The sequence below is a fragment of the Brevibacillus gelatini genome (assembly GCF_003710935.1).
GTDB classification, from domain to species: Bacteria; Bacillota; Bacilli; order Brevibacillales; family Brevibacillaceae; genus Brevibacillus; species Brevibacillus gelatini.
Window position 1 is genome coordinate 12,218 of the sequence record NZ_RHHS01000018.1, and the last position, 23,539, is coordinate 35,756.

Sequence of the window (23,539 nt, forward strand, 5' to 3'; positions counted from 1 at the left end):
CTCTTCTCTTTTTATTTGTATGTTTAGTGATTCAAAATGCGGCTCAGGAACAGGCGCGCGCGCTCTTCACGCGGATTTTCGAAAAATTCCTTCGGCGTAGCCTCTTCGAGAATCCGGCCCTGGTCCATGAACACGATCCGGTCTGCCACTTCGCGGGCAAAGCCCATTTCGTGGGTGACCACGACCATCGTCATGCCTTCCTTCGCCAGCTTTTTCATAACATCCAATACTTCCCCGATTGTCTCGGGATCGAGCGCTGAGGTCGGCTCGTCAAACAGCATGATTTTCGGCCGCATGGCTAGTCCGCGCGCAATCGCTACACGCTGCTGCTGACCGCCTGAGAGTTGGGTCGGAAACTTGTCCACTTTATCCGGAATCCCTACTTTTTCCAGGTAATAAAGAGCCGTTTCCTCTGCTTCTTTCTGCGATACGCCCAGCACCTTGATCGGCGCAAGCGTAATGTTTTCCAACACTGTTTTGTGCGGATACAGATTGAAATGCTGGAACACCATGCCGATGTTGCGGCGCAGCTTGTTGATGTCGGTGTTTTTGTCGTTTACTTTTACCCCGTCCACCAGCAGTTCACCGCTTGTAACCGTTTCCAATCTGTTGATGCAACGAACCATCGTACTTTTACCCGACCCGGACGGGCCAATGACGACGACTACTTCTCCCTGGTTGATATGCAGGTCGATGTTTTTCAGGACGTGAAAGTTCCCGTAATGTTTGTTTACTTGATGAAAACTAATCAACCAGATCCCCCCTTGCTCTCTGTCTTAGTTGAATAGTAAGGACGAACTACCCGAATCTACTGAAAAATACAAAGTATATTATTTTTCTTTATAATTTTCTAATAATAAAGTCATCGTTTCCGCTTTTTGTCGTGGAAGAAAAACAAAAAACCCAGCCGCTTCCTGCCTGTTTGGCACAGAAAACGACCGGGTTAACTTTGCTGTCTATTGCTCTTTTTTCAATCGCGCATCCAGAACGAAGTTGCCAAATGGCAAGAGCGACGCGACAAACGCGCCAATCACCTTGAGAACAGACCATTTGTCTTTCAAGGTCACATGCGCCAGCGCCAAAATGTAGAGGACAAAAAACAACCCGTGCAGCGATCCGACGATCTTTACAGCCTCGGGAAAATTGAAATAGTACTTCAATGGCATGGCAATCAGGAGCAATACCAGATACGAAATTCCTTCGATAATGCCGATGACGCGAAAACGTCCGAGTGCGGTATTCATCATGTGCAGATACCATCCTTGCCCGTAATTATCACCATTATAAACGAAAAACTATCAAAATGATGGGAATTGCCCATTGTTCATAATAAATTCAAAACTAGCGGCCCCACGCTTCTTCCCGGATGCACTCCATCCAGCACACTTCTGCATGCAGATGCTCGCTGGCCCCGCGCCGAATGGTCCCTCGCTCCCCAGTCCCTCTCCGCTTACCCGCGTTCAGGATTGGGTTGCGTTGCGTTTTTCGCCTTGGCGAACACTCTCTCGTTGCCCATCAGCGCAATACAGGCGACGGCGAGAATGGCAGGCACGAGTGCCCACATGAACGTCTGCGCAATCGAGGAGGCGAGAATATCCGTGATCGTCTCCAGCACTGGAGCCGGGATCGCCGCCCGCGCTTCCGGTGTCAAAATCGCTCGCGGGTCCGTGATCGCCTCGACGGCCCCTTGTCCCGAAAAAGCCGACGCCATGCTGTTTTCAAACTGGTTGCGCTGCAAAATGCCAAAAACGGTAATCCCCAGCGTCATGCCGAGCGAGCGGGCAAACGAGTTGGTCGAGCTGGCCGAGCCTCTCTGCCGCATGTCAAAGCCGTGCACCGCCGACATTCCCAATACGGAAAAAGAAAATCCGACACCAAAGCCTGTCAAAATCATGTACACCGTGACAGTGGAACGGGCCATTTCAGGCGACAGTGTACCGAGCAGAAAGATCCCCGGTACGAAAAAGACAGCGGACAGCAGCATGATGCTGCGAAAGCTCATCTTCGTCGTGAGAAATCCGCCCAGTTGGCTGCCGACTACAGAAGCGAGCATCATCGGTGTCAAGAGCAGCCCGGAATTGGTTGCAGACCCGCCGTACACCCCCTGGATGAAGATCGGCAAATAGACAGTCGTAATGATAAAAGCGGCACCGTACAAGAGTGAGACCGCATTGGTCGTCGCAAACAGCCTCTGCTTGAACATCGCAAACGAAATAATCGGTTCGGACGCTCTCTTTTCTACCAACAAAAACACAATGAACAGCAGCGCAAAGGCCGTGAACAGTCCCATGATCTGTACGGAATCCCAGGCGTACTGGTTGCCGCCAAGCTCCAGGGCAAACATCAGGCTGACGACCGCTCCGACAAGCGTAATCGCTCCCCACCAGTCGATGCTCTGTTTGCGATGCTCCAGCGACTCGCGGTAGTACACGCTGATAAACCAGAGCGACAAAGCCCCGATCGGCACGTTGATGTAAAAAATCCAGTGCCAGCTGACATACTCCGTTATGTACGCGCCTAGCAGCGGCCCGAACACGCTGGACGTACCGAAAACCGCCCCGAACAGCCCTGTCATTTTCCCGCGTTTTTCCGGCGGAAACACATCAAAAATGATCGTAAAGGCAATCGGCATCAACGCGCCGCCGCCGATCCCCTGAATCGCGCGATAAATGCTCAGCTCGACAATACTGTTCGCTGTCCCGCACAAAATGGAACCTACCAAAAAAACGATCAGACCAAAAATGTAAAACCGCTTGCGCCCGTACATGTCGGACAACTTGCCGAAAATCGGCATCCCGGCCATCGTCGCGACCATGTAGGCAGACGTCACCCAGACAAACTTGTCCATGCCGCCCAGCTCGCCCACAATCGTTCCCATCGCGGTCGCCACGATTGTGTTGTCCATGGACGCCATCAAAAGACCAAGCATGAGCGCTGCGACGACAAAGTTCACGTTGCTTTCCCTGGCAATCATTGCCGGTCCCCTCCCTTATCCGTCAAATCAAACGAACCTCGTTTATTATGTGCAATTTTGACCATATGTCTATGTAGTTCCCCCCCTCTCTTTTCCCTGCTCAAAAAAGCACCTTCTCCGGGAAAAGAGAAGGTGCAGCAACATCGACTCAGTTTGTTTTCAACACATCGTGATCGACATAACGCTCGCCATTCAACTCACTGATGACGTTGATCGCGACTTTGGCCCCGTCACCAGCAGTAATGATCGTATGTACGCTCACGCCAGCACACGTGCCTGCCGCCCAAATGCCTTCTATGTTCGTTTTTCCTTGTGCGTCAACATCTACCACTGTCTTGATGCGCGGCTCCGTTCCGTCCTTCGTTTTGACGCCAATCTCTTCCGCAAGCGCCACTACCGCGCCTGTCGCCAGGATGACGTGCTTCGCTTCAAACGAGCCTTTTTCCGCTGTCTCAACGACCAGTCCCTGCTCGGTTTTTTTCACGTTGATTACCTGGTCTTCCACCAGCTCTGCCCCGAATTTGGCAGCCTGCTTTTTCCCTGTCTCGATCAGGTCAGGGCCTGAGATTTCCATGATGCCATAGTGGTTTTCCATCCACGCGCGTTTGGTCATGCTCTTGTCATTGTCAATCAGCAAAGTCTTTTTCCCTGCCTTCGCGGCAAACAGTGCTGCACTTCCACCCGCTGGACCTGCTCCAACAATCACAATATCAAACAAAGAAATCTCCCCTTTCCAAAATACGTTACACAACTTTATTATATACTTTGTTTTAAAAAAGAAAAGGGTCTGACTGCAAGTAAACATATAAAAAAGCGCGAGACAAGCAACCAATTGCTTGACTCACGCCTTTTTGCTTTCTTCCATAGGCAGTGCCTAGTATTTGTTGAACATCATGATCCAGATGGAACCTGCGACGATCGTAAACACGATCACGAGGCCAAGGATCAATGTCTGTACGTTGTAGCGCGGTTTTTCCCCTTCACGAATGTGCATGAAGAAGAACAACTGAACAACGAATTGCAAGATGGCCATCACCATAATCGTAATGACGAGAGCCGTTTTCTCCATCATCTGGTTCATAACCAGCACCAGCGGGATAATGGTCAGCACAATCGAGAGGATGAAGCCGATTACGTACGACTTCAGCGACCCGTGATTGTGATCGCCATGGTTTTGATGTTGTGTCATCTTACATCACCCCCATCAGATAGACGACTGTGAAGAGGAAGATCCACACAACGTCAAGGAAGTGCCAGTACAAGCTCAGATTGGTGATTTTGCGGCGAGTCACCGCGGTAATGCCGCGGCGCTTCAACTGCATCATCAGCCCGACCATCCAGAACAGACCGATGGATACGTGCAATCCGTGCGTACCAACCAGGGTGAAGAAGGATGACCAGTAGCCACTGGTGGCCATGGTTGCTCCTTCATGCACCAAATGCGTAAACTCGTTTACCTCCAGCACGACGAAGGCAAGACCAAGTGCAGCCGTTACAGCGAGCCACGCGATCAGCTCATTTACTTTCCCTTTGTTCATCGCCAGCACAGCAAGTCCGCTGGTAAAGCTGCTGGTCAGCAGGATGAAGGTCGAAGCGATGATCCCGGGCATTTCAAACAATTCTTTTCCAGTCGGTCCGCCAGCAAAGCTGTTCATCATTACCGCATAAGTGGCAAACAGCGTACCGAACAAAATGCAGTCCGTCACAACGAAAATCCAGAAGCCAAGAACCTTTAGCTGCTCATGTTCTTCATGATGGTCGTGGCCATGACTATGGTCGTGATGATTAGCCATCCTTACAACACCCTCCCCAGTGAAGCCTCCGTGCGACGCACTTCATCCACCGGTACGTAATAATCCGTATCATATTGGAAGGAGCGTACCCACATGCACACGGCAACTCCGATGAATCCAATTACGGCCATCCATACCCATCCAAAGGTCAATCCAAATCCGATCAAGAACCAGAAGGTCGACATGACGATCGGAATACCCGAGTTCTTCGGCATATGAATCGGTTCCAAATGCACCGGCTCTGGTTTATACGTGCCATTAGCTTTTGCTTGTTTTGTTGCCCACCAGTCATCCGCTTCCTTCACTTGCGGAACGGTAGCAAAGTTGTAGAACGGCGCTGGAGATGGAATCGACCACTCCAGGGTACGTGCATCCCATGGGTCCCCTGTCGTATCCCGTTCTCCGTGCTTGATGCTGTAAGTGATTTGCCATACTTGGAAAATGAAGCCGATCCCCATCATGAACGCACCGACAGTCGATACGAGGTTGAGGTCTTCCCAACCGCGATCCCAGCCGTATGTGTAGTAACGGCGAGTCATCCCCATGAAACCAAGCGCGTATTGCGGCATAAAGCAAATATAGAAACCGATGTTCCAGAACCAGAAGCCCCAACGTCCCAGCTTCTCATCCAGCTTGAAGCCGAACAGTTTTGGCCACCAGTAGTAAATACCTGCGAGGTACCCGAACACAACCCCACCGATCAGTACCTGGTGGAAGTGGGCGATCAGGAAGTAGCTGTTATGGTACTGATAGTCTGCCGGAGCTACCGCCAGCATAACCCCTGTCGCTCCCCCTACGAGGAAGCACGGAATGAAGGCAATCGTCCACAGCATCGGCTGTTTAAAGGATATCCGACCACGGAACATCGTAAACAGCCAGTTAAACACCTTCACACCGGTCGGGATCGCAATGACCATCGTCGATATCGCAAAGAAGGCGATAACGCTGGCGCTTGTACCCATTGTGAAGAAGTGGTGAGCCCATGTGAAGAACGATGCAATCGCGATAACCATCATCGCCCACACCATGGATTTGTATCCGAAAATGCGTTTGCGCGAGAAGGTCGCCACTACTTCAGAGAAGATACCGAACGCTGGTACAACTACGATGTATACCTCTGGGTGCCCCCACATCCAGATGAGGTTCAGGTACATCATCGGATTACCGCCGCCGTCCATTGTGAAGAAGTGTGCACCTGCAAAGCGGTCAAGGAACAAGAGCGCAATCGTAACAGTCAGGATTGGGAAAGCAAAAATAATCATGATGCTGGACGACAGAACAGACCAGCTAAACAGCGGCATCTTGGAAAGTGTCATACCAGGTGCACGCATTTTGAGAATCGTTACGATAAAGTTGATACCGGTTGCCAAACTACCGATACCGGAGATCTGAATCCCCCAGATCCAGAAGTTTTGCCCTGGTCCCGGGCTGAAATCATTTTGCGACAATGGTGGATAAGACAGCCAACCTGCGTCCGGGGAACCCCCGATTACAAAAGACAGGTTGAACAGCATCGCACCAAGGAAGAACAGCCAAAAGCTGAGTGCGTTCAAAAACGGAAAGGCAACGTCGCGCGCCCCGATTTGAAGCGGAACGACCATGTTGAACAAACCGAACATCATCGGCATCGCCATGAACAAAATCATGATCGTACCGTGAGTGGTAAAGATCGCGTTATAGTGGTCGGCATGCAGGAATTCCAGATTCGGGAATGCCAACTGCAGACGCATCAGCAGGGCGTCCACCCCACCGCGGAACAGCATGAGAAGCGATGAAATCAGGTACATGATCCCGATCCGTTTATGGTCAACGGTAGTCAGCCATTCACGCCAGAGCCAACCCCATTTTTTGTATTTGGTCAGGACAAACACGATCGCGAGTATTGTGAGCACAATCGATACGTCCGCACCGTAAATCAACGGGTCACCAGTTACGAAGAACGTGGATGCAAATTCTTTAATGTCCTCCCACACGTGGTTTTCCTCCTCCCTTTCTCCTAATGTTTCATACTGGAATGATCCATTCCATGCATGTTGCTCATATCAGTTGACTGCTGAGTCTCTTGCGAGGTTTCGTTTGCCTTGTCACCTGTCGGAGCTGGCTGCTTTTGCATGACATGCTCCATATCGTGACCATGGCTGTATCGTTCCACAATCTCTTCAAACAAGCCTTCCGGGAAGGCAGAGTACAGCTTTGTCTCGGACAATCCTTGTTTTTTCAGCTCGTTGTAATCTTCTTTGGTCATGGCCGGGCTGGTGCCTTTTACTTGTTTGACCCACTGATCGAACTCTTCTTTCGGCTTCGCTACCACCTTGAACTGCATGTGAGCGAACTTTTCACCGGAGAAGTTGGAGCTGAACCCGGCGTATTCGCCTGGCTCGTCTGCCTGCAAGTACAGCTCGGTCGCCATTCCTGCCATCGCATAGACCTGACCGCCCAGAGAAGGAACCCAGAAGGAGTTCATCGGCGCTTCCGCAGAAATCTGGAAGTGAACAGGTACGCCAACCGGAATTTCCAGATGGTTGACTGTCGCAATGTTTTGCTCAGGGTAAGTAAACATCCATTTCCAATCCAATGCAGTAACCTGTATTGTCATGGGAGCCACTTCTTTGTTCGGAGACTCTTTCAACACATACGTATCGCGAACGGTAAAGTACCCCAGGATCGCGATGATAACCACCGGAATTCCCCACCAGATTGCTTCGAGGGCCGTGTTGTGTGCCCACTCCGGCTTGTATGCTGCCTTGTTACCCGGTTTATCCCGATATCGAAATACGATAAAAGCGGTAAGCGCAAGAACCGGAACGATGATGACGGCGCACAATATCGTAGAAATAATAATGAGATTGTACTGCGTCTCTGCTACAGGCCCCTTAGGATTCAAGACAAGATACTCACTACCACAGCCTGAAAGCAGGACGGTAGTTACCACTGCCAAGATCCAAAAGTGGATTTGCCTTAGCATTTTTCCTCCACTCATTCTCCTAATCCCTCCTCTTTCACAAAACAACAAGCATCTAGCTGATGATGCGTCCGCTATTTCGCGTTCGCCTTCCCTCTGAGTCTATTGCGGCAGAGGATGGAATCCATCTTCGAGCAGGACTCAGCAGAGATTTTTTTAATGACAGTGAACACACTGCTAACCGCATATTCATACTAGCAGAGACCAAGAACTTTTGTACTTCATTTTGCGGACGTTCAATATTTCGTAGCTTTTCTGTGACAAAGTGTTCACGAAGCGGACACTAGTTGCTCAAATTCTTGTTAGGATTCCCCTTGTATACACATACAAACCCATATTTGGGTATAATATCCAAATGTTGCGATGGCGCTTTTCTCTTTTCACTTTCAATAAAAAAGCCTCCCTTTGGAACGGCTCCAAAAGAAGGCTGCTGGTGTGCACCTGCTGCGGAAAAACAAAAACCTCTCATCATGATTTAGAAAAAATGAGAGGTTTCATGTATAAAGTTGACTTTATCCGGTTACGCTTCTTGTTTGCGCAGATGCAGCAAGCGGAACACCGTGCTCATGATGAAGATGTTCATGCCTGCAATCAAAAATCCGATAGACACCATCAACGGGAAGTTATCCGCCCTGAAATCGCTTGCAGTAAACGCCATCAGCAATCCGCCGATCACAATGGCAGTCCAGGCAATCCATTTCAGTACATCAGCAGCTTTTTTATCTGTATTCATGGTTCAAAACCCCTGTCATTTAGAATTTTCCCTTGCACCATTTTCTTCGTTGAACTTATTGTAACATAAAATTCACTTTTTGTTCATGTTTTGTTCAATTTTTTATTAAAAATTTGTCAAAAGTTTTTTCGCAAACCTATTGGACAAGGGGTTGTTATATTCTTCCTTTGTGTCTTACTTGTGAAGCGGCGTTTTTTGTTGATCCGTAGACGATTTTTGCCTGTCCCGATAAAAAAAGCCTGCAGCTTCGCTCTCGCAAACAGGCTGCAGGCTTTCGTATTCGGTTGGTGCTGCCGGATTTTATAACTGCCCTCCGGTGTGCTTGCGTCAGGCGGTTCTGTCCAAAGTCGCTGCCGCCTCGGCCCGATGCCGTTTTCCCCAGCTACGCCCGCCGAAGGAAAACAGTGTGAGCACAAACAGGACGCGGAACAACTGAAAGGCTGTCACAAGCAGCGGATCTGCCCCGATCGACATCGCGGTCAAGCTCATTTCGGCAATCCCGCCAGGTGCCGTCGCCAAAATGCTCGTCGCCACTTCCATGTTGGCGAAAAAAGCCAAACCTCCAGCCATCGCCGCCACCATGCAAAACAAAAGCAGCGCATGCATGGAGCCGAGCAGGAAAAAACGCTTTTGCTTGCGGATGTCTTCTTTGCGAAAACCAAGCCCGATGCTGACCCCGATCCACACTTGCGCGGCTTTGACCAGCTCTCCGGCAAGTGCCGGATTCTCGCCCGTCCACGGTGTATTTAGGGAAACGATTGCGGCAATCAGCAACGGTCCAAGCAAATACGGCGCGGGAATCGAGCAGCGGGCAGCCACCAGCGCACCGATCAGACTGGCTGTGACAAGCAAAATGGTCGGAAGCCACTCCAGCACGTTACTGCCAGTCGACAACGCCGCCGCAGACGAAGCGTGCCCGTCAAACAGCCAGGAGATGAAAAAAGGCGTGCACAAAACGATTGTCACCGCACGCAGCGAGTGAAATATCGAGATCACCTGTTGATTGCCGCCGACAGACTGACCGATCGTCACCATTTCCGACAGGCCGCCGGGTATATTGCTGAAAATCGCCGTAACCCGATCGACCTTGCCCATTTTGTAAAAAATCCACGCGTTGAGCAGGCTGATGAGCACAGTCAGCAGCGTGGCGATCAGCATCAAACCGATATGATCTGTCATGGTCTGCCAAATATCCGGCGTCATGCGCAGGCCAAGCGATATGCCGATCACAATCAGTCCTGCCTGGCGGAACCAGCCCGGTATCCACAGCTTTTGCACCCCGAGCATGGTCGCCGCGACAGTCGCAAGCAGGGAACCGAGCAACCACGGCAGCGGGCTGTGCAGCACGTTGGCAAACAGCCAGCCGCCTGCGGAACCGAGCAGCAGCGTGAGCAATATGCGAAGCATAAGCATGCGGACCCCTCTTTTCTTGTCTGACGTTGCTTTTGTTGCTCCTTGCTGTACCTCCAGTGTACGCCAGAAAAAGCCATCTGAAAAATAGCGATTCGTTATCGCGGACGATTCCTTGCGCGAATGGCAGAAAAAGAAAAACGCTGCCTTCGAGACGCCCCGAAGCAGCGGTCTGCGGCGGATCGCCCGCTCGCTCTGGCTGTGTTTAATACGAATGCGGATAGTCCATGCGCTGCATGAAGTTCACGAAGGCCCTCACATTTTGCAGTTCGAGGGAAGCCTCGTGGTAAAACATCCAGGTGCTGCGCTTGACAGGCTTGTTCGCGGCATCCTTGATTTCGATCAGGTGCAAGTCTTCTTTGCCTTCTGCAACCAGGCGAGGGAGGATGGCGTAGCCGAGCCCGTTTGCAACCATTTCGCCGCACGTATCCGCCTTGTCCACTTCCATGCCGATCCGGGGCGGCGAAGAGTAGTTTTCAGCCCACCAACTGTCCACCAGCGCCTGCAAAAGCGGGTCTGTCTTGTAGTCGATGCGCGGCAGGTTCGGCAGATCGGCTATATCGACGGGCTCTTTGGAGACGATGCACACGCTCTCTTCAAACAACAATAGCTTGCCATCCGGCCAGTTGTAATTGCCGCGCACAAAACCGACGTGCACATCCTGGTTGTACACGGACTGGTAGACGTCTTTGCTCCAGCCCGTGAAGACCTTGAACTCTACCAGCGGATACTCTTGCTTGAACAGCCGCAACAAACCCGGCAGCTTGTAGTGGGCAAAATAGTTGGAGACGCCCAGCCGCAGCGTGCCGCTCACCTGCTCGCCCATATTGGCGACGTGCTCCTTGATTTTTCGCAGACGCAAAAGCATTTCATCTGCACAACTCGCCAAATACTCCCCTTCTGGCGTAAAGTGGACGCCACGCCTGCCGCGCTGGACGATTTGCACGCCGAACTCTTTTTCAATCTGCCGCAGCCGTTTGGTCAGGGCAGGCTGGGACAAGTAGAGGCTTTTGGCCGTCCTGGTGATGTTTTGTTCCCGATACAACGTCTGAAGAATGGACCAGTCCCGATATTCCATGGCTACAGTATTTCCGCGTGGTCTTGTGCGACGCGGTCCTCCTCTGCTTTTTCATGCTTGCGCTTTAGGTACGTGCCAACAGCAATGACCACCAGTGCCAAAGCGACCGGCAAAATGATGTGCAGCGCTGGCAACACCCCTTCCAGAAACGCTCCGACTACTTTGTCGCCGACGATCATCTCGCCTGCTGTGTACCCAAGCAAAGCCGCCCCCAACAGCACGATGACCGGAAAACGGTTCATCAAGTGCATCAGCAACTGGCTGCCCCAAATAATCAACGGGATGCTGACGGAAAGTCCGATGATGACGAGCAGCATGTTTCCGTTCGCAGCCCCTGCCACCGCAATGACGTTGTCCAGACTCATGATGAGGTCGGCAAAAATAATCGTTTTCAACGCCTCCAGCATGTTCGTGCCGCCGCCAATGTGGCTTTCCTCTTCCTCGCCCTTCAACAGCTTGACGGCAATCCAGATGAGCAAAAATCCCCCGATTACCTGAACAAACGGAATCTGGAGCAGCCAAATGGCAATAAAGGTCAGGATGACCCGCAACCCGATCGCTCCGAAGCCACCCCAGAAAACAGCTTTCTTTTGCAGCTCAGGTCGCAAGTTGCGGCAAGCCAGCGCGATCACGACGGCGTTGTCCCCACTCAAGACCAGATTGACGATAATAATCTGTAGTAAGCTAAGTAAGAATTCTGTCATAATGGCTCCCCCCAAAGATGATGATAGTGACAATAATAGACCTTTTCATTTTCCCGTGCAGTATTTTTTTCGGATTTGTCCGCGCTTTTATGCCGTAAATGTTACCAAAAACAAAAAAAGGTCTGCCACTTGACAGACTTCGCCTACCGTTGCCCCTTGTACCCGTACACGGAGTAATCCGCCTTCACTTTGCGGATTGCGTGCCAGACAGGCAGTCCTCTCGCCACCCAGCGCAGTGCGGACATGATGTTTTGCTCGTTTTCAAACTGCTCGACGATCACTACCGTCTTTTCATTTATATACGATTGCAGTTCCTCCCAGCCCATGGACGAATAGCGATCATTCCCGTATGTGCGGAGCGCCAGATAGTCTGCACGCTTTGGTGTTCGCATCTGTAAAAGCTGGCGGATCGCCCTCGCACACTCGGGATGGACGCCTGGACTGGACGTGCTGGTAACACGCTCATTCATTGGCGCATACCTCATTTCTGCTTGTTGCTTTCCATGCTGCTATCATAGTACGTCGGCCAGTCCGCCGCAACCAAAATAGGGGCTTATCTACGCACACTTGTCCACACCATTGCCATGCTGCTGCATACAGTGAAGGGACAGGAGGTGTTGATCGCAGATGAAAAAAACAGTGACACGCGCAGAAAATCAAGTGTACTCCAACCGGGTTCTGCGTTCGGAATTTGACCGAAACTGGCGTACTGTCGTATCGAGAAGCGGATATGTCATCTATATCGCAACCGCGAACCGGGCGAAAATCACCGTGCTTTTGTCAGATGGCTCAAGAAAATTGCTCATCTTCGGCAAAGGCGGCAGAATCCTGGTTGGCGGCGGAGGCACAAGTCATTACAGCAAGCCGCATATTGCTCGCGATCTGTAGCTGTTCGAGTCAAAAACACCCCCTGCTCGCTTCAAACGGGCAAGGGGTGTTTCGTTTTGCAGGAGGCACAGCTCCCTGTCTATTTGTACGTGAACTTGTTGATTAGCCCTCTCAGTTCCTCGGACAATGAGGACAGCGCCTGTGCCGACGAAGAGATTTCCTGCATGGAGGCGAGTTGCTCCTCGGACGAAGCAGCTACTTCCTCCGCGGTTTCGGCATTGCCTCTGGCGATTACAGCCAGTTCGTTTGCCCCTGCCGTCACTTCCTGGACAGCAGCCGCGATCTGCCCGGCGATGCTCGACACTTCCTGGATGAGCGGATTCGTTTGATCCGTACTCATGATGATGTCGGCGAACTTCTGGATCGTCTCCTCGGAGAGCGTCATGCCTTTTTCCACATCCTGTTTGACCTTTTCCATATTGTCTACAGACTGTCGCGTTTCTTTCTGGATTTCTGCGATCAACTCGGAGATTTGCTTCGCCGACTCCTGGGATTGCTCGGCCAGCAGGCGCACTTCGGTCGCGACGACAGCGAAGCCTTTTCCGTGCTCGCCTGCGCGTGCGGCCTCGATCGCGGCATTGAGCGCCAGCAAATTGGTCTGTTGGGCAATCCCGCTGATGACGTCCGAGATGGAGCTGATTTCCTTGGAGCGATCATACAGGGATCGAATCATCTGGTCGGACTTTTCTACCGAGTGATTTATCGAGTTGATTTGCCCCATAACCTGCTCCACCGAGATGCCGCCTTCGTTCGCCTGCTCTGTCGTTTTCGCGGCAATATCGGAGAGCGCCTGAACGCTTTGCGTAATCTGGCCGACTCCCTCCACTACCTCTTGAAGGGAATGCACATTACCCTCAATCAAACCATTTTGCTTCTCCGCGCTCCCCGCCACTTCCTGAACGGCGGTCGTCACCATCTCTGTTGCAATGCTCGTCTGCTGGGCGCTCGCCGTCAACTGCTCGGAGGAAGCCGCCACCAGCTCGGCTCTCGCCTCCACATCGGAAATGAGCGCACGCAGTTGCTCCTGCATCATGTTAAACGCACGGCCAAGCTCGCCGATCTCATCGCTTGCCCGCACTTCGATTGCCTCCGTCAAAACCCCCTGGCTGACCCGCAACGCATGCTCCTTGATCCGTTCGATTCTCACAATAATCGACCGCAAAATCGCAAAGACGAGCCCCCCGCCCACCAGCAGACAGACAGCAATGGTCCAGATCGTTTGGGAAAAGATCGGACTGGCGGCATCGTCCACCTCCTTGCTATACATCGTGCCAGCTACTTTCCAGCCCGTAATCTCGTTCGTCAGGTAGTGAATCACTTTGGGCTGGTTTTTCAGCAAGTAGGAGAATTGACCAGTCTGTTGCTGGTACAAGTTTTCATAAAAGCTATCCTCCGCTTTTTCCCCAACCTTCTCTTCCGGATGCACCACGAACTTTTTCGACCCGTCGAGCACAATCACATAGCCGTTGGTGCCGATTTTTACGCTGCCGGCGACCTCATTGATCTGATCGATGCCCATCGTGATCCCGACGACTCCCGAGCCGTCATCCGTCACTTTTGCAATCGCCACGAGAACTTCTCCCGTGATCGCCGAAATGTACGGCTCGGTAATAATGGCTTTCCCTTTGTTGGCCATTGCCATTTTGTACCAGTCTCGCGTCCTTGGATCAAAGTCTGCGCTCACTTCCTGCTTGGGCAAACAGTAGTATTGGCCGTCTGTCGTTCCCAGCATGACGCTGGCCGATTCCGGATTCAATCCCATGTAAAGATCGAGGTACTTCATCACTTCCGGGCTGTCAGTGCCTGTGTACATGCTCTTGCTGATGATTTTTGCCAAATAGTCGGCATCCTTTATTTTCGGCTCGAAAGTGTTGCTGATAATGGTGTTGACGAGCGTGACATTCTCGCTTGCACTCTTCATGATTTGCTTGTCAATTTCCTGCCTGGCTTGCTGGAATGAGAAACCTCCAACGATGAGGGAGGGGACAATCAAAATCAAAAGAAACGTCACGATCAGCTTTGTTTTAAAGCTTTTGAGCCATTCTAGCGACCATTTTTTCAATCGTTGCTCATCCTCTTTCTTCGTTAAATTTGGCTAAAGCAGGTCTTTCGCTATAAGCCTTAATGACTAATATCGGTAACTCGATCAAGATTTTTTAGGAGCAATCTGTAAACCGCTCGTGCAAACGCCAAAAAGGCCGGGATCAACCCCGACCTTGATGTGCCCTGCTCTAGTTCCCGCCGCTTTTTTTCAGCTTGGCCAGGCGAATGAACTGCTCGTCTCGGGCATGCAGCTTTTCTGCGACGGAGATATGCTCGTATGAGTAGATGCCCGTCCCTGTTTTGGTTCCCAACTCGCCTTTTTCCACGCGCTCGGCGATGATCGCCGGAGCCGTTGTCGACTGGTCCAACTCTGGCGCCAAATTGTCCATGACCCGCTTCCACGTATCCAGTCCACCGAAGTCGGCCGTCTCGATCGGACCGACAAACGCCCAGCGAAACCCGATGCCTTCTTTCATGACCGTGTCGATTTCCTCTGCATCGGCCACGCCTTCCGCGAGCAAATGAAACGCCTCTCTCATCAAGGCCGCCTGCAGCCTGTTGGCGATAAAGCCCGGCATGTCCTTTTTCAGCAGCACAGGCGCCTTGCCAATCCGCTTCATCAGCCCGACCGTAGCCGCGACGACTTCCTCCGCTGTCTTTTCGTGGCGCACAATCTCGACCAGCGGAACCAACTGCGCCGGATTGAAAAAGTGGGTGATGATAAAACGGTGCGGCGACTGCGCTTTTTCAATCAGCCGCGCAATCGAAAACGTGGAAGTGTTGGAAGCGATGATCGCCTCCGGCTTCGCGTACTGTTCCAGCTCTGCAAACAGCTGCCACTTCAGCTCGATCACTTCCGGCACCGCTTCGGTAATCACATCTGCATCGGCTACCGCCTGTGGCAAATCGGTAGTCAGCACGATCCGCTCCAGCGCGGCAGACTTGTCCTGTTCGGTAATGACCCCCTCGTGTTCCAGCAAGGACAGACTTTTCTCGATGCTCGCCCTGGCTTTTTGCAGCAATTCTTCCTGCAAGTCATACAGAGAAACAGAGAAGCCAGCCAACGCATAAACCTGGGCGATTCCGTGCCCCATAACTCCTGATCCGATTACTGCTACGTGCTTTGTCATGTGAAAACCTCCCGGGAAGTAGGTAAACCGCACTTTCTTCGGAAAATTTCCACAACCAGCAGCCAAATCCTGCCCGGCGCAGCAGAAAAGCCGCACAGCCGGCTGCTGTCTCAACCGGACGTACGGCTTTTTCTTCTTCACAAAAAGCGGCGGTGCACCTTTTTGCCATCGTACGTGAACATCACTTGCCGATCTTCCACTGTCGTCTCCAGGTGGACATTTTTCCCCCACAGCGTGTAAATGTAGGGCAGTGTCTTCTCCACGTACTTTACATCCAGCTCCAGTCCTTCATAGTGATGCTTGAGCAGCAGTTCGCCTGCGCGCAAATAATCTCCGTCATGCACAAGCACATACGGAAAGCCGCCGTTGACCCGCGCGCCGGCAAGACCGTCCCGCACCTGCTCCCACTGTGTATCGGTCACGACCCAGTCGTTGCCCTGCTTGCCGAACATGTACAAGTCCAGATCGCTCACCAAGTCTTTCGTCAGGAAGTTGCGGATAAAGCTGATGTCTGACTCCAGTTCGCGGACTTCAAAAATTTTGGCGCGGCCCTCTCCCGGCTTGCGGCCGTAACGCTCCTGCTCTTCCTTCGTCGGATTGTCCCAGCGTCGTTCAATGTCTTCGAAAATTTTCAACCCCAGATGATATGGATTAATGCTCGTCGGCGACGGCTGGATGACCGAGGAATGCAGCTTGGCAAATTCAATCGTCTCCGATTCCGTCAGCTCCATTTCCCGCAGAATGCGCATGTGCCAGTAGGTCGCCCAGCCTTCGTTCATGATCTTCGTCTCCAACTGCGGCCAGAAATACAGCATCTCGTCGCGAATAATCGTCAGCACGTCCCGCTGCCAGTCTTCCAGTACATCGCTGTGCTCCATGATGAACAGCAGCAAATCTTTTTCCGGTTCGGGCGGGAATTTGCGCACCTGCTTGGCGGGATCAGGCTCGACTTTTTCCTCGCGGTCCAGGCGCCACAGATCATCGTATGGCGATGTGCGCTCGACCTTGCTTTTTTTGGCTGGCTCCTCGGTCTCCCGCTTCCATCTTAGTTTGGGACGAAGCAGGCTCGGATCGATGTGCTCCTGAATCGCAAGACACGCATCCAGAAAGCTTTCGACCGCTTCCTTGCCGTACTCGATCTCGTACTGGCGAATCCGTTCGCTGCTGGCCGCCATGCTCTCGACCATATCGCGATTTGTATTCGAGAAGCGCACGTTGTTTTTGAAAAAATCGCAGTGAGCCAGCACGTGGGCTACGATCAGCTTGTTTTGGATCAGCGAGTTGCCGTCGAGCAAAAACGCGTAGCACGGGTTCGAGTTGATGACCAGCTCGTAAATTTTGCTCAGGTTCAGGTCGTATTGCAGCTTCATTCTGTAAAAGCTCTTCCCAAAGCTCCAGTGCGAAAATCTGGTCGGCATTCCGTAAGCGCCGAACGTGTAAATAATATCCGCCGGGCATATCTCGTATCGCATCGGAAAAAAATCAAGGTTGAACCCCTTGGCTATCTCCGTGATCTCATCAATGGCTCGCTCCAGTTCTTTGCGTTCGTCGCCTGTCATTGCATTTCTCCCTCCATTCGCAAAAAGCCTACTTTATATATATGGGGCTGATGGGGAAAAGACGCCAGGGTTCTTGGGAAAAAACAGTCTTTCGCTGAAGTTGGTCTGTTTTTTGAAAAGCGCGCTTTCTGGGAGTGAAGTACCCAGAATGGTTCCATTCCTTACGATGGTGTTTGGCATTTGGCAAGAGCGATGACTTTCATGCTCCCCAAGAACGTTTGATGTCGAATGTTTGGATTATAGTAGTATCGTCTATCATCAGTTCAAAATGTCTGACCGCATCTTTGCAGCATTATATTCCAAACTATCGCAGTGGATTTTAGATTCTTAAAAAAGTAAGAATATAAATATTTTACATAAATATAAATATTTGACAAATACACTGAGTCTATTTAAAATTTCAGGATAGGCGCACCTTTTTACTTGAAATTTGTATACAAATCAAAAAATAGTGAATGACATCTTGGCAGAGGCATACTCTTCACAAAATTTGCGAATTTACTATTGCCAAACACACCATAGCAGGTTCTTTGTTTTCCAGTCATTTTTTGAGCAATTTAATTTGTGAATTTGGGAGGTTACTATGAAGTTCAAGAAAAGTATATTAACATTATTATCTGCTGTATTGCTTTCTTCTACTTTGATCCCGTCAGCATTTGCTAAGGACAACGTAATTAAACCTGAGAAAGCATTTATTCAGCAAACCCAAAGCAATGAGCAGGAAAATATATCAAATATCGAGAAGATGGAAAAAGAGGAATCTACAGAATCTATTAAACCTTCTGTCGCTCCAATCATCCCCATTCTTATCAGAGCCGGTGTTATCATTTGGAGAGGCTATAAAACGTACGAGTGGGTTTCTGAGGAAATTGTAGAGGGAGCAATTGAAGAACACTATGGGTTAAGATATGCATCATCCAATACTTCTCTGATGCAATACAAAGTTGGAAATGAAGTATTCCATTTAAGATTCGGCAATCGAAATTTTGGATTAGAGCATATCCTTGGAAAGCATCACCCAGAATATTACTATGGGATTGGATTTGGATCAGGAACAAATACAATGTTTGACCCAAGTATCACTATTGAAGATATCGAGAATATGATCGCTGTTATTTCACACCAAAATAAAACTAGAATTGAGAGAGCTTTGAGAAATGATGAGCGGGTTGTTGTGAGAGGTACTTGGCAAGATGAAGAATATCGACTTGTTATTGACGATGGTAAAGTTATAACTCTTTATCCTTATGGATGGAACGAAGCTCAATACGAAGATTAGAAAATTATAGAGAGAGAGGTGCTAACATATTAGCATCTCTCTTCATCTTGGGGGCCGAAACAATGTTGAAAATCAATACACATTTAGTTAGAACTCGTAAGGAACTGCTAAAAAAACATCCAAACATGTACTTACACCAGATTGTATCTACCTATCCAACCGATTGTTTTATAAATATAGAAGATGAAGCTGGAATGACCGATTTTCAGCACAACATAGAAGAATTCTATAATCAATACTGTATAACTATACAATATAATGATTCCGTCATTGTCTCCCATGATTTTATAGGGATTGAATTATGGTATTCCTATATTCATATGATGAGCAAATACATTCGGGAAGGGAAAGCTGTAGAAGAATATGGTATTGATCCTATTGAATTCGTATTAGAAACAATCGGGGGCGATCTCGTGCGTTTTTCCATACGAAACTCATATGATAAAAAAGAAAGCGTAGTAGCTGATTTGCCAAGAGATGAATTTCTATCTGAAATGATTCAGTCCGCCCAAAAGTATTACGAAACAATGATTCGATTCCAACCCAAATACGAGCGTCAATACAATAGAGTTGCTAAGCATATAAAGTACATAATGGAGGCAATAGAAGGTAAAGGAAATGGAACGGAGCTTCAAGGATGAAAAACTTGTCACAGTCTGTACGATCCGTCCGGCATCCTGTTCATCAAATTGCAATTGGGCACGGCGCAGCGTTGTGCGGTACAATGGCAGTGGACATATATGCACAGTTGAGATCGCAGAAGGAGTGAATCACGCATGAAGCTGTTTTTGCTTTTGGGCAGTGTGAGCGGCTTTCTTTCTGTCGCGCTTGGCGCATTTGGCGCCCACGCCCTGAAAGGAAAGCTGGACGAATATTCAATCGGCATTTTCCATACCGGAGTGACTTACCAGACCACTCATGCTTTGGCACTCGTGCTTGTCGCCCTGTTGCTCAAATGGTACCCGGACTCTTCGGGCCTTACCTGGGCCGGATGGTGCTTTGCCGCCGGAACGCTCATTTTCTCCGGCAGCCTCTATACACTGGCAATGACCGGGATCAAGGTTCTCGGGGCCATTACACCAATAGGCGGCGTACTGTTCCTCATCGGCTGGGCACTGCTTGCCATCCATGCCTGGAAAGTTGTCTCGTAAAAGATCCTTGGCTTCGCGCTGACGCCCGACTCTTGCTGGTTTGGGCGTTTTTCTTTTTCGGGATTGTCCTGTCTTGCCATCCCGGCGACACCCTCGCTGGACGTATGCCATATGCTGTAGGGCTGGCACTAACTGAACCGCGAAGGAGAGGAAATCATGACGAAATCCCCTTATGCGCGTCCCTCCTACTATTACAGCCTGCCTGACATGTACATGCAGATGGGATACTTTCCTTTCCCCACGCCGCCTCCCCCGGCGCATTTGAACCGGAACAGCCCTTACGCCCACCCGCTGGCCGATCCGTGCAAATCGTACATGGGGCAGACGGAAAAAATGGACGTTTCGGACGGCAAGCTCAGCTTTGCTTCGCTGGTTAACCCGCTGCGCTCCGGCGTCCTTTTATACGTAAACCAGTGGTTCCTCACCAATTTCTCTCCCGTGCCGATGGAAGCCCACACCTGGTTTGGCAAAGCCGCCAGCATCAGCGGGGCGAAGACGTCGAGCCAGGTGACATCCGGCTACATCCAGCTCGCAGCCTGTCCTGCTGCCCAGGGGCAAATCATGTTTGGAGCAGAGGACGCTCACGACGAGCGGGATGGCGTTTTTGCGTCCACGCGGATCATTCTCCCTCTGACCTCGGCAGGAGCTGAGCCGCATGGACAGTGGGTAATCGCTCCGGGCATGGCTATGGTGCTGCGCGTCCCGAATGCAGGTGAAAAAACTTCCTTTTCTTTTGGCGTAAGCTGGTGGGAACAGCCCCTGTATGAAGGATGACCGTATTAAGGAAAAAGCCCGCTGCTTTTTCCCGTTACATACGCTCTGACAAGCAAGCAACGGTCCTTTTTGCCCAAACCAAAACAAAAAAGCGAAGGCGTATGCATTCTGCACCGTCTTCGCAATCGACTCCATTATTTTCACGCACGCAAGTTGAAAATCCAATTCCCGTCTGCTACAATGGAAATTGGTCTTTAGGTCGACTTTATTAATCCGTACATTATATCTCCAATATAATAGTACCACATTGGATTTCATTTGTCAAACCTTCAGATCAAAAAATGGGGAATGAAAAAGGAGCGGTACCATGAGCGCTACTGAACAAGACAGGCAAAACGAACAACAACGGGTTGAGGTAGTCGTCGCAGAAATCAGCAGGCGGATTGCGGAGCTTACAGAACAGGTAAAAGTCGTAAGTGAAGATATTGTCGGAATCCGCAAGCATTTTTGGGACGATGTGACCGTCAACTTCGAGGATGCCACCGAGGCGATTGAAACTTACGTCAGCATCAAGCAGCAGGCTGAAGTATTGTCGGAGCGGGAGCGCAGCCACCGTCATGCCCAGCGTCAGTTGCGCACCATGCAGCGTTTGTTGCGCTCTCCCTATTTTGGCCGGATTGATTTTCGTGAAGAAACGGAGCCTCACTCCGAACGCATTTATTTAGGTATCGCCTCGCTGCTGGACAAAAGCGACGAGCAATTTCTCATCTACGACTGGCGCGCCCCGATTTCCAGCCTGTACTACGACTATTCGCCGGGCCCTGCCCAGTACGATACGCCGAGCGGAGTCGTCTTTGGCGAGATTACGTGCAAGCGGCAATACATCATCCGCGACGGAAAGCTGCTGCACATGTTCGATACGGGGGTGACAATTGGCGACGAGCTGCTGCAGGAAGTGCTGGGCAAGCAAGCCGACTCGCAAATGCGCAGCATCGTCGCAACGATCCAGCGTGACCAGAACCGGATCATCCGCAACGAAAAAAGCCGCCTGCTGATCGTCTCCGGTGCGGCCGGCAGCGGCAAAACGTCTGCGGCGCTGCAGCGCGTCGCCTATTTGCTCTATCGCTACCGCAAGACGCTGACTGCGGAGCAGATCGTCCTGTTCTCCCCCAACTCGCTGTTCAACAGCTACATCTCGACGGTTTTGCCGGAGCTTGGCGAGGAAAACATGCAGCAGACGACTTTTCAGGAGTACGCCGAGCATCGGCTTGGCGACGTCTTTCGCCTGGAAAACCCGCTGGAGCAGATGGAGTACGTGCTGACAGCAAAAGACCAGCCTGAATACGAAGCACGTCTGGCTGCCATCCGCTTCAAATCGTCCGCGCTGTTTTTGCGGGCCATGGATCAGTACGCGAACCGGCTGATGCAGGCAGGAATTGTGTTTCGCCCGATTATGTTCCGCAACCGGACGCTCATTTCCGCTGCACACATCCACGAGCTGTTTTATGCGCTGGACACCTCCCTGCCGATCCCGAACCGGATGAGTCTGGTGGCGCGCACGTTGCTTGCGGAAGTAAAGCAACTGGAACAGCGTGAACGGACACAGCCGTGGGTTGAGGACGAAATGGAGCTGCTGGATAAAGACGCATTTGCGGCCGCGTACCAGCAATTGCGCCGCAAAAAGCAGTTTCGCGAGGATACGTTCGACGACTTTGGCCGCGAGCAGGAGCTGTTGGCAAAACGGATCGTCAAGCAGCATTTTCAGCCGATTCGCGACTTTATTGCCGCGCTGCAATTTATTGATGTGAAGGCCACTTATCTCAAGCTGTACGCCCAGCCCCAACTGCTCAGCCAGTTGCTGCCAGGTAAGCAGCACCTGATTCCGCAAGCGTGGCCTGCGATCTGCTCCATGACGCTGGCGCAAGTCGAACAGGCACAGCTTGCCCAGGAGGACATTCCGCCCTACCTGTACTTGCAGGAACGTTTGGAAGGCAAGCAGACGAACAATCTCGTCCGCCACGTTTTCCTCGATGAAGCCCAGGATTACTCGGCCTTCCAGTTTGCCCTCATCAAGAACCTGTTTCCGCGCGCCAAAATGACCGTGCTCGGCGACTGGAACCAGGCGATCTACGCGCATGCGTCCCACAACGAAAGCTTTGCCACTGTCGCAGCGCTGTTTGACCCGCAGGAGACGGAGACATTTGTCCTGACCAAAAGCTACCGCTCGACCTTGCCCATCGTGCAGTTCACACGGCAGTTGGTGGACGGCGGCGAGCAAATCGAACCTTTCAACCGTGCTGGACGGCTGCCTACTGTGACGAAGGTTCACAGCCACGACGAGCTTGCCGACCGGATTGTGGAGCGCATCCAAAAACTTTTGGCAAACGAACACAAGACGATTGCCGTCATTACGAAAACAGCCGCGGAAGCCGCCAAAGCCCATGAACGTCTGGCCAGCCGCATGCCGCTCCAGTTGATTACGACCTCGACCCTCTCCTACGATACTGGCTGTCTCGTCATCCCGGCATACCTGGCAAAAGGAGTCGAGTTCGACGCGGTTATCATTTACGACGCGTCATTTGCAAGCTACCGCGAGGAAAGCGAGCGCAAGCTGTTTTACACAGCCTGTACACGGGCCATGCACGAGCTGCACCTGTACTACCTCCAGGAAAAAACACCTTTTCTCGCCGCTGTACCCGCCGATCGCTACGAGCATCTGGAGACGGAGCAGTAAATGCAAAAGACCCGGCAGCGACTGTTTCGCTTAGCCGGGTCTTGCTTTTGTCTGCTTGAGACCGACACAGATCGTAACCGCGAGCAAAATCAGGTCCAGCTCGTATCCACCGATAAACCCTTGCTTCCACTTCACTGTCACAATCGCTCCTGCCATGACCCCCGCAAGCCCCCAGGCTGCGTATTTCGCCCCGATGCCGAGCAAAAAGGCAAGTCCGCCGATCAGCTCAATCGCAAGCACCAGATAGGCGAGCCACCACGGCAGGCCGAGATCGCCAAACATTTGTGTGACCGCCCCCATCCCTTTTTGCAGCTTTGCCAGTCCGTGCAGCAAAAACAGCAAACCGGTAGCCATTCGCAGGACCGTGAACGCTTTTTCGTAGGCCAT

23 protein-coding genes are annotated in these 23,539 nt (G+C 51.2%); 6 read left to right on the plus strand and 17 right to left on the minus strand.

Going from position 1 to position 23,539, the window contains the following annotated elements:
- Positions 1-23: 23 nt before the first annotated feature.
- The 13 genes from EDM57_RS08575 to EDM57_RS08640 form a co-directional block, all read right to left on the minus strand.
- Entirely contained in the window at positions 24-752 is a 729-nt protein-coding gene (locus EDM57_RS08575; protein WP_122904359.1) for an amino acid ABC transporter ATP-binding protein, read from the minus strand.
- A gap of 204 nt (positions 753-956) precedes the next feature.
- Positions 957-1,247 (minus strand): DUF3817 domain-containing protein, encoded by a 291-nt coding sequence (locus EDM57_RS08580; protein ID WP_122904360.1) that lies wholly within the window; start codon positions 1,245-1,247, stop codon positions 957-959.
- Positions 1,248-1,450: 203 nt separating this feature from the next.
- Positions 1,451-2,974 carry an MDR family MFS transporter gene (locus EDM57_RS08590; protein ID WP_122904361.1) on the minus strand — a complete coding sequence of 508 codons (1,524 nt, stop codon included), beginning with the start codon at positions 2,972-2,974 and terminating at the stop codon, positions 1,451-1,453.
- 148 nt (positions 2,975-3,122) lie between these two features.
- Entirely contained in the window at positions 3,123-3,692 is a 570-nt protein-coding gene (locus EDM57_RS08595; protein WP_122904362.1) for an FAD-dependent oxidoreductase, read from the minus strand.
- Between the two features lie 156 nt (positions 3,693-3,848).
- Complete coding sequence (gene cyoD, locus EDM57_RS08600) at positions 3,849-4,163, minus strand: cytochrome o ubiquinol oxidase subunit IV (protein ID WP_122904363.1); 315 nt, start codon at positions 4,161-4,163, stop codon at positions 3,849-3,851.
- A gap of 1 nt (position 4,164) precedes the next feature.
- Positions 4,165-4,767 (minus strand): cytochrome o ubiquinol oxidase subunit III, encoded by a 603-nt coding sequence (gene cyoC, locus EDM57_RS08605; protein ID WP_122904364.1) that lies wholly within the window; start codon positions 4,765-4,767, stop codon positions 4,165-4,167.
- 2 nt (positions 4,768-4,769) lie between these two features.
- Complete coding sequence (locus EDM57_RS08610; RefSeq protein WP_122904365.1) at positions 4,770-6,740, minus strand: cbb3-type cytochrome c oxidase subunit I; 1,971 nt, start codon at positions 6,738-6,740, stop codon at positions 4,770-4,772.
- A 23-nt stretch (positions 6,741-6,763) separates the two neighbouring features.
- Complete coding sequence (locus EDM57_RS08615; RefSeq protein WP_122904366.1) at positions 6,764-7,747, minus strand: ubiquinol oxidase subunit II; 984 nt, start codon at positions 7,745-7,747, stop codon at positions 6,764-6,766.
- 502 nt (positions 7,748-8,249) lie between these two features.
- Entirely contained in the window at positions 8,250-8,462 is a 213-nt protein-coding gene (locus EDM57_RS08620; RefSeq protein ID WP_122904367.1) for a hypothetical protein, read from the minus strand.
- 327 nt (positions 8,463-8,789) lie between these two features.
- The gene (locus EDM57_RS08625; protein ID WP_122904368.1) at positions 8,790-9,875 is read right to left on the minus strand and encodes an AbrB family transcriptional regulator; all 1,086 of its coding nucleotides are present in this window, start codon (positions 9,873-9,875) and stop codon (positions 8,790-8,792) included.
- A gap of 202 nt (positions 9,876-10,077) precedes the next feature.
- Positions 10,078-10,950 (minus strand): LysR family transcriptional regulator, encoded by an 873-nt coding sequence (locus tag EDM57_RS08630; RefSeq protein ID WP_122904369.1) that lies wholly within the window; start codon positions 10,948-10,950, stop codon positions 10,078-10,080.
- 2 nt (positions 10,951-10,952) lie between these two features.
- Positions 10,953-11,654, minus strand: a complete 702-nt coding sequence (locus EDM57_RS08635; protein ID WP_122904370.1) for a TerC family protein — start codon at positions 11,652-11,654, stop codon at positions 10,953-10,955.
- Between the two features lie 143 nt (positions 11,655-11,797).
- Positions 11,798-12,124: a hypothetical protein gene (locus tag EDM57_RS08640; RefSeq protein WP_122904371.1), complete on the minus strand. Its 327-nt coding sequence runs from the start codon at positions 12,122-12,124 to the stop codon at positions 11,798-11,800.
- 157 nt (positions 12,125-12,281) lie between these two features.
- Here EDM57_RS08640 and EDM57_RS08645 point away from each other — a divergent pair, with 157 nt between their 5' ends.
- Positions 12,282-12,542 (plus strand): hypothetical protein, encoded by a 261-nt coding sequence (locus tag EDM57_RS08645; protein WP_122904372.1) that lies wholly within the window; start codon positions 12,282-12,284, stop codon positions 12,540-12,542.
- A gap of 79 nt (positions 12,543-12,621) precedes the next feature.
- Here the strand turns inward: EDM57_RS08645 and EDM57_RS08650 are convergent, their stop codons facing one another.
- The 3 genes from EDM57_RS08650 to EDM57_RS08660 form a co-directional block, all read right to left on the minus strand.
- Positions 12,622-14,604: a methyl-accepting chemotaxis protein gene (locus EDM57_RS08650; protein WP_122904373.1), complete on the minus strand. Its 1,983-nt coding sequence runs from the start codon at positions 14,602-14,604 to the stop codon at positions 12,622-12,624.
- 169 nt (positions 14,605-14,773) lie between these two features.
- Entirely contained in the window at positions 14,774-15,715 is a 942-nt protein-coding gene (locus EDM57_RS08655; RefSeq protein WP_122904374.1) for a 3-hydroxyacyl-CoA dehydrogenase family protein, read from the minus strand.
- A gap of 137 nt (positions 15,716-15,852) precedes the next feature.
- Positions 15,853-17,274 carry a SpoVR family protein gene (locus EDM57_RS08660; RefSeq protein ID WP_122904375.1) on the minus strand — a complete coding sequence of 474 codons (1,422 nt, stop codon included), beginning with the start codon at positions 17,272-17,274 and terminating at the stop codon, positions 15,853-15,855.
- A gap of 583 nt (positions 17,275-17,857) precedes the next feature.
- Between EDM57_RS08660 and EDM57_RS08665 the strand changes: the two genes are divergently transcribed.
- The 5 genes from EDM57_RS08665 to helD all read left to right on the plus strand — a co-directional run bounded on the left by EDM57_RS08665 (position 17,858) and on the right by helD (position 23,152).
- Positions 17,858-18,553, plus strand: coding sequence for a hypothetical protein (locus EDM57_RS08665; RefSeq protein WP_122904376.1), 696 nt, complete (start codon positions 17,858-17,860; stop codon positions 18,551-18,553).
- 62 nt (positions 18,554-18,615) lie between these two features.
- Positions 18,616-19,194, plus strand: coding sequence for a hypothetical protein (locus EDM57_RS08670; RefSeq protein WP_122904377.1), 579 nt, complete (start codon positions 18,616-18,618; stop codon positions 19,192-19,194).
- Positions 19,195-19,329: 135 nt separating this feature from the next.
- Positions 19,330-19,704, plus strand: coding sequence for a DUF423 domain-containing protein (locus EDM57_RS08675; protein ID WP_122904378.1), 375 nt, complete (start codon positions 19,330-19,332; stop codon positions 19,702-19,704).
- Between the two features lie 156 nt (positions 19,705-19,860).
- Positions 19,861-20,478, plus strand: a complete 618-nt coding sequence (locus EDM57_RS08680; RefSeq protein WP_122904379.1) for a DUF6143 family protein — start codon at positions 19,861-19,863, stop codon at positions 20,476-20,478.
- A 307-nt stretch (positions 20,479-20,785) separates the two neighbouring features.
- A complete protein-coding gene (gene helD, locus EDM57_RS08685) occupies positions 20,786-23,152 on the plus strand; it encodes an RNA polymerase recycling motor HelD (protein ID WP_122904380.1) in 2,367 nt (788 codons plus the stop codon).
- 30 nt (positions 23,153-23,182) lie between these two features.
- Here helD and EDM57_RS08690 read toward each other — a convergent pair whose 3' ends face one another.
- Positions 23,183-23,539, minus strand: coding sequence for a DoxX family protein (locus tag EDM57_RS08690; protein WP_122904381.1), 357 nt, complete (start codon positions 23,537-23,539; stop codon positions 23,183-23,185).